Source organism: Finegoldia sp. P3-F-LR, assembly GCF_052932165.1.
Genome location: NZ_JBRFJE010000015.1, coordinates 35,723 through 50,897, shown reverse-complemented (window position 1 = coordinate 50,897; position 15,175 = coordinate 35,723). Strand labels below are relative to the sequence as shown.

The following is a 15,175-nucleotide window of genomic DNA, read 5'->3' as shown; positions in this document are numbered from 1 at the left end:
ACATACCTAATATTTAGTTGTTATTCAATTTTGATAAGCCTAAATTTTTAGGCTTGTTTGACATGCCTTAAATTTCAAGATAAATTATTTTTTATTTTCTCTTGACATTTGATAGCTGGTCTTAAATTTTGAGTATACTGTATGATACAATAATTTGAACAAATTTGCAATATTTTCATTTACAGAAATTAAGAGAATAACTAAAGCGATAAATTATACATACACAACAAAGAGCATATAACCTTTAAAATAGTATATAATAAAATAAAAATGGGGTGAAAATTCATGGAATATATACGCGTAACAAAAGACAATATAGAAACTGAACATATATGTTGTGCATTATCAAACAACAATGATATCCAAGTTTGTTCGAAAAAAGAATGGATGAAAAGCTGCTTTGATGATGGACTTGTAGTCATCAAATCAGAAAAAAGGGGCAAATGTTTCATTGAATACATACCAGCTGAAAATGCGTGGATACCAATTGAAGCAGATGATTATATGTATATTGATTGTTTTTGGGTTTCAGGAGCGTTAAAAGGCCACGGATATTCAAATGATTTGCTCAATCAATGTATCCAAGATGCAAAATCACAAGGTAAAATTGGCCTGTGTATACTTTCTTCTAAAAAGAAAAAGCCATTCCTATCTGATCCAAAATATTTGTCAAAAAAAGGATTTCGTGTAGCCGAAGAGTCTGACTGTGGAATAAATCTAATGTATTTGCCATTTGGTGAAAATAATCCTATCCCGAAATTTAAAACACAAGCCAAAAATCCTCACATTGAAGAAAAAGGATTTGTGTTGTATTATACCAATCAATGCCCATTCAATGCAAAATACGTTCCTATTCTAGAAAAAATCGCACAAGAAAACAACATTGATTTCAAAACAGTTCATATACATTCCAAACAACAAGCACAACAAGCTCCCACTCCATGCACTACTTATGCGTTGTTTTATGATGGAAAATGGATTACCAATGATCAACAGAATGAAAAGAAATTTTTGAAATTAATTGAAGAAGTACGCTAAAAATTCGCGTATTAGACCGTGATTATTTACTTAAAATGATCGACTAATAAATTAGTAGTTGAAAACATAAAAAAATTGTTATATTATATAAGAAGTATTTTACAGACTAATAAATTATATTGGAGAGAAAAATGAATAAAAAAATAGCTATATTTTTGTTAGCATCATTAATGCTAGCCTCTTGTTCTAAAAATGAACCAAAAGAAATAACTGCGAAAACCGATCAAACTGAAAGTGCTGAAATTAGTACTAATAGTGAAGATAGTGGTAATGATAAGATAAATTATTTTGATAAAGAAAATAATGTAGTTCATTTTAGAACTGTAAAATTTAAAATAAAAGATAGCAAAATAATGAAAGAACAATATACTAATGAGAATTTAATAAAAATTGATTATGAATTCGAGAATGTTAGTGCAGATGATCCAGTCTCTGCTCAAGACTTAGTATTTGATCAACAAATAGAGGCATTTCAAGAAAATGAGAAAACTCAAATACCATTAGATTATTATCAATCATCTGATTTAAAGAATTCTGAATCTGGTGAGATTAAAGTAAAAAAAGGTTCTAAAATTGAAGGAAGTTTATATTTTTTATTGAAAAATAATGAAGACTATATAACTTTGAAATTTACAGGTTCAACTGGAGAAATAGGCACTCTTAAAATTAATTTAAAATAATAAATGAATTACCATGGAATTTTTCTGTGGTAATTTTTAAATAATTGACTAGCTTTATCGACCGAAATCAACCAATACAAAAAATGTTTATTTTAGCTAAAAATATAATATAATATTGTTATGGAGGAAAATATGGAAACCATAATAGTTTTGATGTTGATAGCTAAGTGTTTGATGGATTTATATTTGAAGAGATTGTCCATCAAAAACGTTGGAGTGTTTGCGTTGATTTCGGTGTTTTTGTATGCGATTTTCCGCATTACGAATACTACATCAAACTACGACTTTGCTTTATTACTTGGCTGTAGCGACATGATGGTTGATGATTTCAAAACTAATGAGGTGTACTGGATTAATGCTTTGTTTTTCATCATTTGTAGTATTATTGTTTCTGTGTTTTCGAGATTTTTCCTGACGAGTTTTCTGCTATTATTGGTTATTTTGATGCTTAATTTTTTCACTAAGGAAAAGTTTATGGGTAATGTGGATTGTTTGATTATTCTAGGACTTGGTATGAGCAAAAGCCTCACTGATTTGGTGAGTTTTGTATTTTATCTTGGAATTATTAGTGGAATCAGGGCTTTAATTTATATTCTAAGAAAAGAAGATAATGAGGAGATTGCATTCATTCCTGTGATTTGGTCTTCTTTTTTATTGTATGTGGTGATGGGAAATGTTTTCTAGATTTAAAATGAAAGCTAAGGCATTCAGTTTAATAGAGGTGATGGTGAGTCTATTCATTATTTCTGTTGTGATTATGACTTGTGTTTTGAAATACGACTTCAAATCAGACATTGCAAGTAGAAAAGAGGTCAACACTTTGGTAAGTGATTTGAAAAGTGCAAGAAGTGTGGCGATGAATGCAGGAAGGAGTATTGAGTTTCGATTCGACACAAATTACTATTATTTTTACGATTCTAATAAAATGAAGAATCTTTTCGAAAGAGATTTGAAAAATGGAACATTTCGATTAAATAAAGGTGAAGCAAATACTATAGACCTTGGAAATATCGGGGCAAATATATCCAAGTCATCTGCAGCAACACATTTTCCGACTATTTATTACGAAACGAAAAACAAAACATACAGGATAAATTGTTACATAGCGACAGGGAGAGTGGATGTGGATGAGACGAAAAAATAAGGGATTTACACTGCTTGAGGTTTTGTTTGCATTGTTTTTGGTGAGTCTTTGTGTCGTAGTGTACTATCCACAGCTTAAAAATGTGATTACGATGCAGGATAAATCCTACACTGAAAATGTTGTGCTACGTGATTTGGACAATTCTGTGGAATATTTGAAAGCGCACGATGATGTGGATGATTCAATTGTTGATGAGAATTCAAAAGTCGTTGTAACAAAGGATGATGTGGGAGATTTGGTTAAGGTAAATGTCAGTGTAACTAATGGAGATATTGCGAAAGATGTGTCATTTTACAAAGAAAAGTAGGGGATTTACACTGCTTGAAGTTATGGTGAGTTTGTTCATATTCTCCGTAGTGTTGGGTGTGATTTTCCTATCGTTTAAGACAAACTTTACTATTATGCAATCAAGTGCAAATCTGAAAAATGAGGTGGACGATGTCGACCACTGCGTATATTACATAAAAAACGAAATCGAAAGATCGAGGTCTGTAATTACAGAAAAGCCTAATTGGACTCATTTCGACCAATCAATGGGATTTGTCCTAGTAAAATATATTGATAATAAGCAAAACTATGTGTATTTTACAAAAGAAAACGGCAAAATCATACGATACGCTTTTACAGATCCTAGTAGTTTTGATGATTTAAAAGAACATGGGCCTAACAGTAGAATAACTCAGAACAAACTCAAGGACAACGTCGATGATTTTACATTTAGTCATGACGACAACTACATTTATTTAAAAGAAAATGGGAAGAAACTGGTAGTCTACATCGGAGATAAGGTAAAATGAAACGAAAATCCAAAGCCTACATCACAATTTATGCTCTCTACATGATATTCGTGTTGATGATTGTCATTGCGTTTTTGATAGTTCAAGTGAAAAATATCAGAACTGTCAACGCTTACAAATACGACTACATTCAAGCCAAAGCGATTGCTTATTCCAAAGTCAAAATAATTAATAAGAGAAAGCTTTTTGATAAAAAATTGAGTGAAAATTCTGATAATGGAACATTTGATATTCAGACTACAGACATGCCCGAATTCAGGGCTCCAACAAAGGTCAACTTTTTTACAGAAAAAGAAGGAGATACTAAAGTTTTTTCGTTTACAAGTGAGTATCCAAGAGATAGATTTGCAGAAAACACCAGTGATTATCCAGAAGCTAACGGTTCAAGGGTAACGACTAGAATGGTATACAAAAGGAAGAATCCTTTTGAAAAAAGAATTATATCAGAAGAAAAGATCGATGAACTGTTGCCGGAAATTATTGAAGGAAAGAAAAGCATCGGAATAAAAGATTGTTTAATATTTTCATTGAATGATGAAACGTATTTTGTGGATAAAAAGGTAGCTGATGAAAAATACAATGAATTCGTAGCCGAAAAAACAAATCAAAACAATGAAGAAGTTTCGGAAGATGAAAAGGGAAATGGCTATGAAGAAAATGACGGAGATAAAGAAACAGAAATAGATGATGAATTCCTAACTAAATTAGTAGAATTTTCCACAAAAGAGAAGAACATTGTAATTGATTCAGAAGATATCACGATACTTAACGATGTTACAATAGATGGAGTGTTCATCGATAAGGGCAACGTGTATTATGTGGAAAATGAAAAAGTCCAAAAAACTCCTGAAATTACGGTTAATGGGATATTGATACTCAAAAATCCCAACGCAGATAGTTATAAAGTAAATGGAGAATATTTATCAACGAAAGAGATCGACATAAAATTTACAGAAGACAAAACAAAATACACGAGTAAAAAATACGAGTTTGCGGGTAGTTATTACAAATAATCGATGGAATGATTGAAACTCTACTTTGAAATGATGTATAATATATATATGATAAGCGAAAAGGGGAGGGTTTGCTTATGAAAAAATTAAAAAAAATAGGTGAAATGAATAGCAAACAATCTGAGCTTTACGATAATGTATATGAGATTTTCGAGTTTATGGGAGAAACACTGGAACTTCCGAAAAATCGATTCAAAAATAAAAAACACGGCTTGTTTAAAATGGGATTATTAGCTTTTATCATCACAGCTATTTTGGAATATTATTCAAGCTTTGACACAATTGCATTTATCAGAAGAAACTACATTACAGGATACATTTATTTTGCGATAAGATGCGTGTTCATATTTGCGTTTGCTATTCTTAAATTCAAAATAATTTACAGAGTAGCTAACAAGTTTTTCGTAAAAGATGATTGGCGAGAAGACGAAAACTACAGCATATTGCTATTAGTTATGTTTCAAGCAGCAATGTCAATGGCACTTTATCCACTGGGAGTTTACATTGTTATTGCAGAAGCTTTCGTTATATTGTTGTTTTTCTTGGGACTTAACATCAAAAACTTCAAATTTGAGAAAATACCTTACGTCATCATCACATTCATGTCTTTGTACATTGGGTTGAGATTTGTTAGACTTTTCATTTACAACATAGTGATAAATTGGATAGAAACGACAAACATTGTTTTCTTATAACACAAGCGCTCACAACTGTGGGCGTTTTTTGAATGCAAATACATACAAAAATTAAAAAGGTAAGCTAATAAAAGCCTACCTTTTTAAATAGAGAATTTTAAATGAAATGGTTAGTTAGCTAATTTATAAGTGATAACAACAGGTGTTTTATCAGCTGGAACTGAATCAGCCAAAGTATATTTAACTCCGTCTTTTTCGTCAGCGCCAATTAATTGTGATGCGTTTGAAGTTATTCCCAAAGGACAACTTTGCAAACATGTCATACAACCTGTGTTCATATCTTTTGCTGGTTTTTGGTTACCACCAAATCTGATGTCTATTTCTTTTCCTGAAGAATCTTTGATGACATCATTAATTCCTTGTTCATTATCTGATCCTTGGAATTTGAATGTAAGATCAATCTTATCACCTTTAACGGCTTCTTTTCCCATGTTGTCCATTGTAACATTGTTACCTGGTTTTGCACCGATTTTTTCTAATGCATCGTACAAATCATTTTGGTTAGCATAAGAAACAAACATTGATTGTTCGTTATTTTTACCTGATTTTGCTACGATAGCATGCATTGTGCTTTCGTTTTTGAACTTATCGTTAACTTCAGCATAAACTTTGATTTGTTTGTTAGCTTCGTCAACAATCATAGGATTATCAGCTGTAGGTTCTTGTGCTTCTTCAGTTTTTTCTTCAGTTTTTTCCTCAGTCTTTTCTTCTTTCTTTTCTTCAGTTTTTTCTTCTGTTTTTTGTTCTGTAGAAGAAGTTTCCTTGTTTTCTTCCTTAGAACATCCTGCGAACATTAAACTTGCCATTAATAATAATGCCAAAATTTTGAATTTCTTCATTAAAGTCATCTCTTTTCTTAAAATTTTTTATAGTTATTTGTTTCCTCATTAATACTATAGCTATATTTTATCATAGTTTTAAGTGTTCATTTATTGTAAAATCTAATAAATAACACACTACTTATAAGCTGAATAAATAAATGAAATCTAAGGTATAATAATAAAAGAGGTGATTAGTGTGAAAAAATACGGAGAAGACGTGGCAATTGTAGAAGAAAATCCTAAACCTACGAAAATTTACGATAATAATATGCGTCAAGGTGAAGAAATCATAATAAAAAAAGGAACACCTACTATTAAGAAATTGTACTACGAAGATATCAATGGACAACCGACAATTAAAAAGGAAGAAATAATCGAAGAAGGCTCTCCAACGGTTATAAAAGTTGGAACAAAGGGGATTATTAACGATTTGAACTTGAACAAATCTGACATGTAATGTGATAAAATTCTACGTTTGTGGTATAGTATTAATAGAAATGAATTGTTAAATTCATTCAAATTTACAAGGGGGAAAATTTATGGCAAGCTTAAAAGGTACAAAAACAGCTACTAATTTGATGGCTGCATTCGCAGGAGAAAGCCAAGCAAATATGCGTTATACATACTTTGCAAAGACTGCAAAAAAAGAAGGATACGTTCAAATTTCTATGATATTTGAAGAAACAGCAAGAAACGAAATGGCTCACGCAAAAAGATTCATGAAATTTTTGAGTGAAGATTTACAAGACGCTGAAATAGAAATCGAAGCAGGATTCCCAGTTCATTTAGGAGACACTAAGAGTAACCTTAAATCAGCAGCAGAAGGAGAACACTTCGAAAATTCTGAAATGTATCCAGAATTCTCCAAAATCGCTGAAGAAGAAGGATTCAAGGAAATCGCACACGTATTTACTGAAATCGGAGAAGTTGAAGAAGCTCACGAAAAAAGATACAGAAAATTATTAGAAAACATCGAAAAAGATAGAGTATTCGAAAGAGAAGAAGTATACTTATGGAAATGCAACAACTGTGGCTACATTCACGAAGGAAAATCAGCTCCTAAGAAATGCCCAGCATGTGATCATCCACAAGCTCACTTCGAAATCTTCAAAGAAACTTATTAAGATTAGACAATCAAGCCTCAAAAGTTTTATAGCTTTTGAGGTTTTTTTATTTTTCAGAAAAATCATTCTCGCTTTAAATTTCAAATATTAAAGCGAAAGTGTAAACAACACACAAATCATACCAAAATTTTACGCAAAATTTTCCAACATTTAACTAAAAAAGTTGACAATTGGAGAAAAATAGTATATAATTTCATTGTAATTATTTATCTATGGGTACCAAATACAATTATTTGGTAGTTTTTATCTGATGACTATTGCTCGATAAAGAGCCTGGAAAGGATCTGATGTGATACTCTTATAGGCTAAAAAGAACAATAAGGTTCAGAGTTTTTACAAGAAAAAATCAGCAAACAAAAAAGCATCAAAACCAGAGATTGCAAAGGCAAGTTAAACTTGAACCGCAGTCTTTTTTTCGTGGTCAAATTTAACTTCCTAATTTCTAAACGGGGGAAGATAATATGCTTAGTAGAATGCTAAAATTTTTCGGATTAAGTAAAAAAGGATTATTAAAAATAATCTTAGGATGTGCAATAATGGCGTTCGCAGTAGTGAACGTACATAAACAATCAGGCGTAACTGAGGGCGGAGTACTTGGAATGATGTTGTTCTTGAATAAAATCTTCGGATTTGACCAATCAATAACATCAGTAATTTTGGATGTGAGCTGCTACGTTCTTGGATTTTCGATAATGGGATTTGATTTTGTGAAGAAAGCTTTCGTAGCCACAATATCATTTGCCGTATTTGCGAAATTTTTCAATATTATAGGGCCAGTGTTACCAAATATGTACGATGTGCCATTGTTAGCAAGTATTATCGGAGGGATTTGCATCGGATTGGGATGCGGACTTGTAGTAAGTGAAGGTGGAGCAGCAGGTGGAGACGACGCCTTAGCAATGACGATATCCACTAAATCGGGACTCAAAATATCATTAGCGTATTTGTTCTCAGATATAACAGTGTTGGCACTGTCACTTATCTATATTCCAGTCGACAGAATTATGTTCTCACTTTTGACAACTGTAATATCATCATTTTTGATAGGACAATTCGAAGTAGAACTTCCAAATTCAGAAATCAAAATGGCAAATCAAGCCGTATCAAAAGCTTAAATAAATCAAGCCTTGTGCTTGATTTTTTTATTGCTCACATTCTCTTTCAAACACCAAATCAATTTTAGGATTGTTTCCAATACCGATTTTAGTTTTATTGATAGTAGTCACAAACCTAAAACCTTCCTTGGCATAATCATCTATGATTTTTTTATAATCATCTGATGCTAATCCACAAGTTCTCACTTCAACGTATTTGTATTCGTATTTTTGTTTCATAATAATCTCCTCAATTTATTTTTCTGTTAATAGATTATTACCCAAAATTTTAATATAATATATCAAATGATTTACAAATACAATAATAAGTTATATAATTGGGTTAAGAAAACGATGTGCAAAATCAAAGGAGGGGTTTATGAGACTTAAAGACAATAAAATAATAATCCTATTGATGTTTCTGACTAGTTCGATACTGATATTTGGATTTAATTATTTATATGGGAACAACAGAAAACCTTCTCCTTATTTTATGAGTGACAAATTTATAGCTTTTGAATCAAACAATAATAATCATAGCCTTGACTTTCTTAATATGAATGAAAGTATATCAGTTGTAGCTGAAATAAAAAACTCCAAAGATGTTGCAATATATGACCCAGTGATGAAATACTATATGGGTTCTACAAAAATAATTGATGCAACTACATTTAGGTATTTTTCAAAAGAAGATTACAAAAACAAAAACAACGTGTCTATTTTGATATATCCAGTGACTTATTTTGTAGAAGGGAAAATATCATATTACGATAAAAAAGAAGTAGAAGATAATTATCATACTGAGATAATTAATATGTTTGATGTTCAATCTTTCATTGCTAATGATGGAAAAGTCGATGTAGTGAGAAATCTATTCACAATTAAACCAGAAAACATTTCAACACTTTACATAGACTCTAGTGATGATAAGTCATTGAAATCGGTTGCAGAATCTCTTGAAAAAATCGGATACAAGAGAAAAGAAATCAAAATGTACGACAAGCTTACTCTAAGGGATTTAATAAAATCATATCCAGAATACAAGGTGTATGCTCAGTTTATTACTAATAGCACGGTCATGGCTGTGGCAATGTATGCAATTGCATTGTGGATGTTTTTGAACAAATACAAGAAATTCGTAATTATTAGCGCGAATTTTGGTGCAAAACGAAAAGACATCATGAAGATGTTCATTGAAAAAGCCTTGGGATATAGTTTTATAACATGTGCAATATCAACAGTGTTGACGTATGGATATCTTGCAATTATTAATGAAAACAAAATCACGATTTTTCTTATATTGCAATTGCAGATTATTTTAATAATATTGACTGTGATTTTGAGTGCTTTAAGAGTTAAACTCAGCTACGATGAGTTTGAAAAAGAGGTCTTGTATGATAAAAGATAATATTAAACTAGGGCTAATGGATGTTTTCAGAAATAAAGTTGTGTTTTGTTTGATGTTGCTTTTAATTTTCTCATTGGGAACAATTGTGGAATCTGCAACAGATTCTTATTTGAGAAATAAGTTTAAGAAGTTTCAATTAAGTGAACAGCCTTCATATAGCGCTGTTGTGTTACAGACAACTGATGACAAGGGATACGATTATTCGAATACTTATGGAAAAAAACTGGACGATATATTTTCAAAAAACGGGCACACTTATACCACGAATTCATCACTTTGTAGAAATTGCGATACAGATATAATTGTGTTGTATGGAAAATTCAACAAAAACACTAATAGCAGAGTTTTTTGGTTAGTTGGTAATAAAAATGTGACTGACTTGAAGAATGAGGCGGAATTTGAAGTGGTTTCTCATGATGCGATGGACTATGATATGATGAATCAAGAAATCAAAAGCTATATTGATTACGATAAAAGAGTATTATTGGAAATAAAATCCGATAAATATAATAATGTTAGTGGCTACAAGTTTCGTGATGCAGATATACTTGATTTAATTGAGAATGCAAAGTTTTCAGAAGATGAGATAAATAAAGGCGTTGACAGAGAATTTGAGAAGATTTTCGATGGGAACAAGCTAATGGTCATTAATAATACAAATAAAAAATACGACGACGACGATGAAAATACATTCATCCTCAAATACATTGTTCCGTATTGTCTGATTATGACTGTGATAACAATATTGGGTTTTGTGATTTTCTTCAAATATATGCTAAAAAGCTTACAAAAAGAATATAAAATCCACATTTTATCAGGAGCTAGAACCAAGGATATTATGGCACGAAACTCCGTTTTCGTAGTTTTAGTAAATGTTGCAGCATTCTGTTTAATTTTCGTATTAAATGGATTTGCAATTAATACTTTTTCGGTAGTGGCGTTTATTTACATGATTTTATGTATATTGATATTAGAAATAGTTATGTATTTGATTTTGAAAAAAAGCGATCTGATTGATTTGATAGGTGATTGATTATGATAGAAATAAAAAATTTGACCAAAAAATTCAGCACAAATGGTGAAGAACTTCTTGTTTTGGATAATGCTGAAATGAATATAAACGATGGGGACAATATCATTATTTCAGGAGAAAACGGAGCAGGTAAGACTACTTTTTTGAAGATTGTGGGTTTGTTGGATAGGAAATATTCAGGAGATTATATTCTGGATTCTAAATCAGTTGGAGATTTTACCGAAAAAGATATGTCTAAATATAGGAATGAAGTGTTTGGGTTTATTTTCCAGGAATACAATTTGATAGAATCAGAGACTACCTACGATAATATCCTCATACCATTAATTTACTCATCTAAATACAAGAGAGCTGACAGGAAACAAAGAATTCAAGAGATTAGCGAAGAATTTGAAATAACGGAGATTTTGAACAAAAAAGTAAAGTATCTATCAGGAGGAGAAAGACAAAAAGTGACCATTGCAAGAGCTTTCGTGAATGAGCCGTCTGTTATTCTAATGGATGAGCCATCGAACACGCTTAATCTGAGAATGAAGGACAAATTGATAGAATATATCGAAGTTTTGAGAAGAAAATCAAAAACTATCGTAGTTGTCAGTCACGACAAGTATTTGACTGATAATTTGAAAAAACAAGATTTTGTGGAATATGAATTGATAGATGGAAAGTTTCACAAAAATGAAGAATAATTTTAAATCAAGCCTTGTGCTTGATTTTTAATTGCAAGAAAATTTGGGTATATATAATTAACTGGAGGTTTTTATGGAGAATACAAAAAAACTAAAATTTTCTAATCTTTTGATTGCGATTTTACAAGGGGTTATACTTTTGCTTTTGTTCGTAATTCCAGAGCTTGTTGTTGGAGTGATTGGGGGAATTGTTGCGAAGCTTGTAGGATTTGATGGTAATTTCCAAGAATTCTACGCGAAAAACGGCGCGGCTTTTCTTCTTTGTGGACAAATCCTGAGGGTGATTATTTTCCTTTTAATCATTAAATTTAGAACTAAGATTTTTCAAACGAAATACAACAGAGATTACTTGAAGACAAGAAAGATTACTTTTTCTGAAATCGTGAAGCTTTTTATTGTGGGGATTGGTCTTATGGGACTTATCAATATTACGGTAGCTTTGATGATGTATTTGGGCAAATTTTTCCCACAAATCGTGTCCAGCCTTGAAGTGTACAATAAGGCTTCAGAAGAATTGATGAATGGCAATATGATGTTGTCGGTTCTTGCGATTACGATTTTCGCTCCGATTTCTGAGGAGTTGATGTTGCGTGGGACTTTGTTTACAGAAAACGAACGACTTCTTCCATACAAATGGGCGATTATTCTGAATGGAATTGTGTTTGGAGTGTTCCATTTTAATTTGTTCCAAGGAGCGTATGCATTAATCGGAGGAATTGTGATTTGTGCAGTGTATTACTACACAGAATCCATCTATGCATCCATTCTTCTTCACATGATTAACAACACATTTAGCGTGATTATTTCTTCGAATGAAGCTGTGGTGCAAAGTTTTTCTTCGATTTTCGGAATTGTAATGCTTGTGTGTATGATTTTGATGTTTGTTATTTTGAAAGATTTTAAAAAGAAGAGAGAACTCAGACATTCGAATTACTCAGAAAAATTAGAATAAATTTGAAATTATTGACAAACCTCAGTGCAGAAATTTGCATTGGGGTTTTTTATTGTGGGAATTAGTGTTGATTTTTTTTCGGAAAAACTATAGTATAATAGCATGTAAGTGAGGTTAGATTATGATTTATTTGGATTATGCGGCGACATCTTTGAAGAGGGTGGAGCTTATTGAATATATTTTGAATAATATGATGGATTTTGATGCGAATGCTGATAGTATTCACAAAATGGGAAGGTTAGCGAAGAAGACTTTGGAGAATTCCCGTCACGCGATTGCGAAGTTTTTGAATACTACAGATGAAAGGATTGTGTTCACAAGTGGTGCGAGTGAATCCAACAATTATATTATCAATAATTTTTCTGATGAGAATTACGATATTATCACATCACAAATAGAGCATCCATCTATTTTGAATCCACTAGATCACAACAAATCTAATGTAATTTTGATAGATGCACAACAAAATGGTGTGGTTGATTGCGACGAAATTATACGAAACATCACACCTAATACAAAGCTAATTATTCTTCAACATGTAAACAATGAAACGGGAGCCATTCAACCTGTGAAAAAACTTGGCGAATATTTGAAAGATACGGACATTTGGTATCATATCGACGCGACTCAGTCGGTGGGCCATGTGGATGTCGACGTTGAGGATTTGCACTGCGATTCGTTGTCGTTTTCGGGACACAAACTAGGTGGACTCAACGGATTCGGCGTGTTATATATAAGGAAGGATTTGAATAATCTGATTTATGCAGGTGAGCAAGAAAATTACAGAAGAGGTGGCACTTCTTTTGTGATGGGGGCATTTACTTTGGAGAAATCTTTGGAGAAATCTGTCGAAGAACGTGAGTATATTGCAAATTTGAAGAAGACTTTCTTGGATAATATCCATTTTGATTACAAAATTAATGGTAACGTGGATAATTCTGCATCTCATATTTTGAACTTGTACATTCCTTTTGAGAAGAATGATTTCTTGTTGACTTATTTGGATATGCACGGGGTGTGCGTGTCAGCAGGGTCTGCTTGTTCTGCGGGTAGTATCACGAATTCACATGTGATTGAAAATATGTACGACGGACAAAGGGCAGAGCATTCGGTGAGGTTTAGCTTTGGTTTTAAAAATACAGAAGAAGAAATATTGAAAGCAGTAAATGTGTTAAATGATTTGTACGAAAAAGGAAAATACAATGGATAATTCGAAAATAAAAGTAGTAGTAGGAATAAGTGGGGGCGTGGATTCGTCAGTGGCGGCACTTTTGTTGAAACAACAAGGCTATGATGTCGTGGGAATTTTCATGAAAAATTGGGACGAGACAGATGATGATGGCGTCTGCACGGCAGAAGAAGATTACAAGGATGCGGTGGCTGTTGCGAATGAAATCGGCATAGATTATTATTCGATTAATTTTGAGAAGGAATACTACGACAGAGTGTTCACTTATTTCTTGGACGAATACAAAAAAGGCAGAACTCCCAATCCCGACATAATGTGCAACAAGGAAATCAAATTCAAAGCGTTCTTGGATTTTGCGATGAAACTAGGCGCAGATTATGTGGCGACGGGTCACTATGCGAGAATCGAACGAGGAGATGACGGAGTGAAGCTACTTCGTGGGCTTGATAATAATAAGGATCAGACGTATTTTCTAAGCCAACTTACGCAAGACCAAATCAAAAACGTAATGTTTCCAGTTGGAGAACTTCAAAAAAAAGAAGTGCGTGAGATAGCGAAGAAATATAACTTGGCTACGGCTGACAAGAAAGATTCTACGGGAATTTGTTTCATCGGAGAGAGAAACTTCAATGAATTTTTGTCACATTATTTACCAGCAAAACAAGGAAACATAGTAGATGTCGATGGCAACATCATGGGCAAACACAATGGGCTTATGTATCACACAATCGGTCAACGAAGAGGGCTTGGAATTGGCGGAGACGGTGCAGCGTGGTTTGTGTGCGGGAAAAATTTGGAGACAAATGAACTAATCGTATGCCAAGGAGAAGACAATCCACTTTTGTACTCCAACAAATTATACGCAAGTCAATTTGAAACATCGCTTAATCATTTGGATAGAAATGAGTTTGATTGCACAGCCAAATTCAGATACAGACAAAAAGACATCAAAGCGCACGTCAAATTCATCGACGACACGCATGTGGAAGTCACTTATGACGACACGAAAGCTGTAACACCAGGACAAGCAGCAGTGTTCTACGACGGCGAAGTGTGCATAGGATCTGCGATAATAGACGAAGTGTACAATGGAGATAAAAAATTAATGGTGTAAAATAGTCCACTAGGTTGTAAAATCTGGTGGATTTTTTATGAGAAAATTTTATTTAATAGTTCAAGATTTATAAAATTTTGAAGGGAAATTATATTAAAAAATTGAAGACAGTTTAATTTCAATTTTAATTCAGAAGAAAAAATTTACAAAAACGTTTTAGTGTGTTATAATTTAATTACAAATTAACAAGGAGGCAATTATGGAAGTTACTGTAAACGAAAAAAATATTTTGAATTTTTCAGAACTTGATTATGAAGATATTTTTGGAGAAATAATGAATGAATCTATTGATCCTCAAGTATCTAATGAGGTAAATGGACCAGGTGGAACTATTATAAATGTTTTGTGTTAAAGAAGATAGTCAGTGGATAGTGTTAAAACTTT

General features: G+C 32.3%; 20 protein-coding genes. 18 read left to right on the top strand and 2 right to left on the bottom strand.

Annotation, left to right across the window (positions count from 1 at the left end):
• Window positions 1-285: 285 nt before the first annotated feature.
• The 8 genes from ACU68U_RS06790 to ACU68U_RS06755 all read left to right on the top strand — a co-directional run bounded on the left by ACU68U_RS06790 (window position 286) and on the right by ACU68U_RS06755 (window position 5,367).
• Entirely contained in the window at window positions 286-1,038 is a 753-nt protein-coding gene (locus tag ACU68U_RS06790; protein ID WP_446763007.1) for a YoaP domain-containing protein, read from the top strand.
• A gap of 131 nt (window positions 1,039-1,169) precedes the next feature.
• A complete protein-coding gene (locus ACU68U_RS06785; protein ID WP_446763006.1) occupies window positions 1,170-1,718 on the top strand; it encodes a DUF5067 domain-containing protein in 549 nt (182 codons plus the stop codon).
• Between the two features lie 132 nt (window positions 1,719-1,850).
• Window positions 1,851-2,402, top strand: a complete 552-nt coding sequence (locus ACU68U_RS06780) for a hypothetical protein (protein WP_446763005.1) — start codon at window positions 1,851-1,853, stop codon at window positions 2,400-2,402.
• Entirely contained in the window at window positions 2,392-2,862 is a 471-nt protein-coding gene (locus ACU68U_RS06775) for a pilus assembly FimT family protein (protein WP_446763004.1), read from the top strand. Before ACU68U_RS06780 ends, ACU68U_RS06775 begins: the two co-directional genes overlap by 11 nt.
• Window positions 2,846-3,169, top strand: coding sequence for a prepilin-type N-terminal cleavage/methylation domain-containing protein (locus ACU68U_RS06770; protein WP_094225270.1), 324 nt, complete (start codon window positions 2,846-2,848; stop codon window positions 3,167-3,169). The genes ACU68U_RS06775 and ACU68U_RS06770 overlap by 17 nt, the downstream gene beginning before the upstream one ends.
• Window positions 3,144-3,659, top strand: a complete 516-nt coding sequence (locus ACU68U_RS06765) for a pilus assembly FimT family protein (protein ID WP_446763003.1) — start codon at window positions 3,144-3,146, stop codon at window positions 3,657-3,659. Before ACU68U_RS06770 ends, ACU68U_RS06765 begins: the two co-directional genes overlap by 26 nt.
• Window positions 3,656-4,672: a hypothetical protein gene (locus tag ACU68U_RS06760; RefSeq protein WP_446763002.1), complete on the top strand. Its 1,017-nt coding sequence runs from the start codon at window positions 3,656-3,658 to the stop codon at window positions 4,670-4,672. Before ACU68U_RS06765 ends, ACU68U_RS06760 begins: the two co-directional genes overlap by 4 nt.
• A 77-nt stretch (window positions 4,673-4,749) precedes the next feature.
• Window positions 4,750-5,367, top strand: a complete 618-nt coding sequence (locus ACU68U_RS06755) for a hypothetical protein (RefSeq protein ID WP_446763001.1) — start codon at window positions 4,750-4,752, stop codon at window positions 5,365-5,367.
• 110 nt (window positions 5,368-5,477) lie between these two features.
• Here the strand turns inward: ACU68U_RS06755 and ACU68U_RS06750 are convergent, their stop codons facing one another.
• Window positions 5,478-6,206 carry a YdjY domain-containing protein gene (locus ACU68U_RS06750; protein WP_227904433.1) on the bottom strand — a complete coding sequence of 243 codons (729 nt, stop codon included), beginning with the start codon at window positions 6,204-6,206 and terminating at the stop codon, window positions 5,478-5,480.
• Between the two features lie 178 nt (window positions 6,207-6,384).
• On the opposite strand from ACU68U_RS06750, the gene ACU68U_RS06745 reads away from it, so the two are divergent.
• From ACU68U_RS06745 to ACU68U_RS06735, 3 genes are all read left to right on the top strand, one after another.
• Window positions 6,385-6,645 carry a G5 domain-containing protein gene (locus ACU68U_RS06745; RefSeq protein ID WP_446763000.1) on the top strand — a complete coding sequence of 87 codons (261 nt, stop codon included), beginning with the start codon at window positions 6,385-6,387 and terminating at the stop codon, window positions 6,643-6,645.
• 82 nt (window positions 6,646-6,727) lie between these two features.
• A complete protein-coding gene (rbr, locus tag ACU68U_RS06740; protein ID WP_353316691.1) occupies window positions 6,728-7,312 on the top strand; it encodes a rubrerythrin in 585 nt (194 codons plus the stop codon).
• A gap of 461 nt (window positions 7,313-7,773) precedes the next feature.
• Window positions 7,774-8,427 (top strand): YitT family protein, encoded by a 654-nt coding sequence (locus ACU68U_RS06735; RefSeq protein WP_446762999.1) that lies wholly within the window; start codon window positions 7,774-7,776, stop codon window positions 8,425-8,427.
• Between the two features lie 27 nt (window positions 8,428-8,454).
• Here ACU68U_RS06735 and ACU68U_RS06730 read toward each other — a convergent pair whose 3' ends face one another.
• Window positions 8,455-8,646, bottom strand: coding sequence for a DUF4177 domain-containing protein (locus ACU68U_RS06730; RefSeq protein ID WP_094207800.1), 192 nt, complete (start codon window positions 8,644-8,646; stop codon window positions 8,455-8,457).
• 139 nt (window positions 8,647-8,785) lie between these two features.
• On the opposite strand from ACU68U_RS06730, the gene ACU68U_RS06725 reads away from it, so the two are divergent.
• The 7 genes from ACU68U_RS06725 to ACU68U_RS06695 all read left to right on the top strand — a co-directional run bounded on the left by ACU68U_RS06725 (window position 8,786) and on the right by ACU68U_RS06695 (window position 15,143).
• Window positions 8,786-9,814: an ABC transporter permease gene (locus tag ACU68U_RS06725; RefSeq protein ID WP_446762998.1), complete on the top strand. Its 1,029-nt coding sequence runs from the start codon at window positions 8,786-8,788 to the stop codon at window positions 9,812-9,814.
• Window positions 9,801-10,847 (top strand): hypothetical protein, encoded by a 1,047-nt coding sequence (locus tag ACU68U_RS06720; protein WP_446762997.1) that lies wholly within the window; start codon window positions 9,801-9,803, stop codon window positions 10,845-10,847. Before ACU68U_RS06725 ends, ACU68U_RS06720 begins: the two co-directional genes overlap by 14 nt.
• A 2-nt stretch (window positions 10,848-10,849) precedes the next feature.
• Entirely contained in the window at window positions 10,850-11,536 is a 687-nt protein-coding gene (locus tag ACU68U_RS06715) for an ABC transporter ATP-binding protein (RefSeq protein WP_446762996.1), read from the top strand.
• A 73-nt stretch (window positions 11,537-11,609) separates the two neighbouring features.
• The gene (locus ACU68U_RS06710; protein WP_440275770.1) at window positions 11,610-12,488 is read left to right on the top strand and encodes a CPBP family intramembrane glutamic endopeptidase; all 879 of its coding nucleotides are present in this window, start codon (window positions 11,610-11,612) and stop codon (window positions 12,486-12,488) included.
• Window positions 12,489-12,609: 121 nt separating this feature from the next.
• A complete protein-coding gene (locus ACU68U_RS06705) occupies window positions 12,610-13,698 on the top strand; it encodes a cysteine desulfurase family protein (protein WP_446762995.1) in 1,089 nt (362 codons plus the stop codon).
• On the top strand, window positions 13,691-14,791 hold the full coding sequence (mnmA, locus tag ACU68U_RS06700; protein ID WP_060790743.1) for a tRNA 2-thiouridine(34) synthase MnmA: 1,101 nt from the start codon (window positions 13,691-13,693) through the stop codon (window positions 14,789-14,791). The genes ACU68U_RS06705 and mnmA overlap by 8 nt, the downstream gene beginning before the upstream one ends.
• A gap of 199 nt (window positions 14,792-14,990) precedes the next feature.
• Complete coding sequence (locus ACU68U_RS06695) at window positions 14,991-15,143, top strand: hypothetical protein (protein ID WP_154272736.1); 153 nt, start codon at window positions 14,991-14,993, stop codon at window positions 15,141-15,143.
• Window positions 15,144-15,175: the final 32 nt, after the last annotated feature.

What these genes read in the sequence shown, in the direction of transcription:
- ACU68U_RS06790 (WP_446763007.1), top strand. Translation starts at nt 286, where the DNA reads ATGGAATATATACGCGTAACAAAAGACAATATAGAAACTGAACATATA.
- ACU68U_RS06785 (WP_446763006.1), top strand. Translation starts at nt 1,170, where the DNA reads ATGAATAAAAAAATAGCTATATTTTTGTTAGCATCATTAATGCTAGCC.
- ACU68U_RS06780 (WP_446763005.1), top strand. Translation starts at nt 1,851, where the DNA reads ATGGAAACCATAATAGTTTTGATGTTGATAGCTAAGTGTTTGATGGAT.
- ACU68U_RS06775 (WP_446763004.1), top strand. Translation starts at nt 2,392, where the DNA reads ATGTTTTCTAGATTTAAAATGAAAGCTAAGGCATTCAGTTTAATAGAG.
- ACU68U_RS06770 (WP_094225270.1), top strand. Translation starts at nt 2,846, where the DNA reads ATGAGACGAAAAAATAAGGGATTTACACTGCTTGAGGTTTTGTTTGCA.
- ACU68U_RS06765 (WP_446763003.1), top strand. Translation starts at nt 3,144, where the DNA reads ATGTGTCATTTTACAAAGAAAAGTAGGGGATTTACACTGCTTGAAGTT.
- ACU68U_RS06760 (WP_446763002.1), top strand. Translation starts at nt 3,656, where the DNA reads ATGAAACGAAAATCCAAAGCCTACATCACAATTTATGCTCTCTACATG.
- ACU68U_RS06755 (WP_446763001.1), top strand. Translation starts at nt 4,750, where the DNA reads ATGAAAAAATTAAAAAAAATAGGTGAAATGAATAGCAAACAATCTGAG.
- ACU68U_RS06750 (WP_227904433.1), bottom strand. Translation starts at nt 6,206, where the DNA reads ATGAAGAAATTCAAAATTTTGGCATTATTATTAATGGCAAGTTTAATG.
- rbr (WP_353316691.1), top strand. Translation starts at nt 6,728, where the DNA reads ATGGCAAGCTTAAAAGGTACAAAAACAGCTACTAATTTGATGGCTGCA.
- ACU68U_RS06735 (WP_446762999.1), top strand. Translation starts at nt 7,774, where the DNA reads ATGCTTAGTAGAATGCTAAAATTTTTCGGATTAAGTAAAAAAGGATTA.
- ACU68U_RS06730 (WP_094207800.1), bottom strand. Translation starts at nt 8,646, where the DNA reads ATGAAACAAAAATACGAATACAAATACGTTGAAGTGAGAACTTGTGGA.
- ACU68U_RS06725 (WP_446762998.1), top strand. Translation starts at nt 8,786, where the DNA reads ATGAGACTTAAAGACAATAAAATAATAATCCTATTGATGTTTCTGACT.
- ACU68U_RS06720 (WP_446762997.1), top strand. Translation starts at nt 9,801, where the DNA reads ATGATAAAAGATAATATTAAACTAGGGCTAATGGATGTTTTCAGAAAT.
- ACU68U_RS06715 (WP_446762996.1), top strand. Translation starts at nt 10,850, where the DNA reads ATGATAGAAATAAAAAATTTGACCAAAAAATTCAGCACAAATGGTGAA.
- ACU68U_RS06710 (WP_440275770.1), top strand. Translation starts at nt 11,610, where the DNA reads ATGGAGAATACAAAAAAACTAAAATTTTCTAATCTTTTGATTGCGATT.
- ACU68U_RS06705 (WP_446762995.1), top strand. Translation starts at nt 12,610, where the DNA reads ATGATTTATTTGGATTATGCGGCGACATCTTTGAAGAGGGTGGAGCTT.
- mnmA (WP_060790743.1), top strand. Translation starts at nt 13,691, where the DNA reads ATGGATAATTCGAAAATAAAAGTAGTAGTAGGAATAAGTGGGGGCGTG.
- ACU68U_RS06695 (WP_154272736.1), top strand. Translation starts at nt 14,991, where the DNA reads ATGGAAGTTACTGTAAACGAAAAAAATATTTTGAATTTTTCAGAACTT.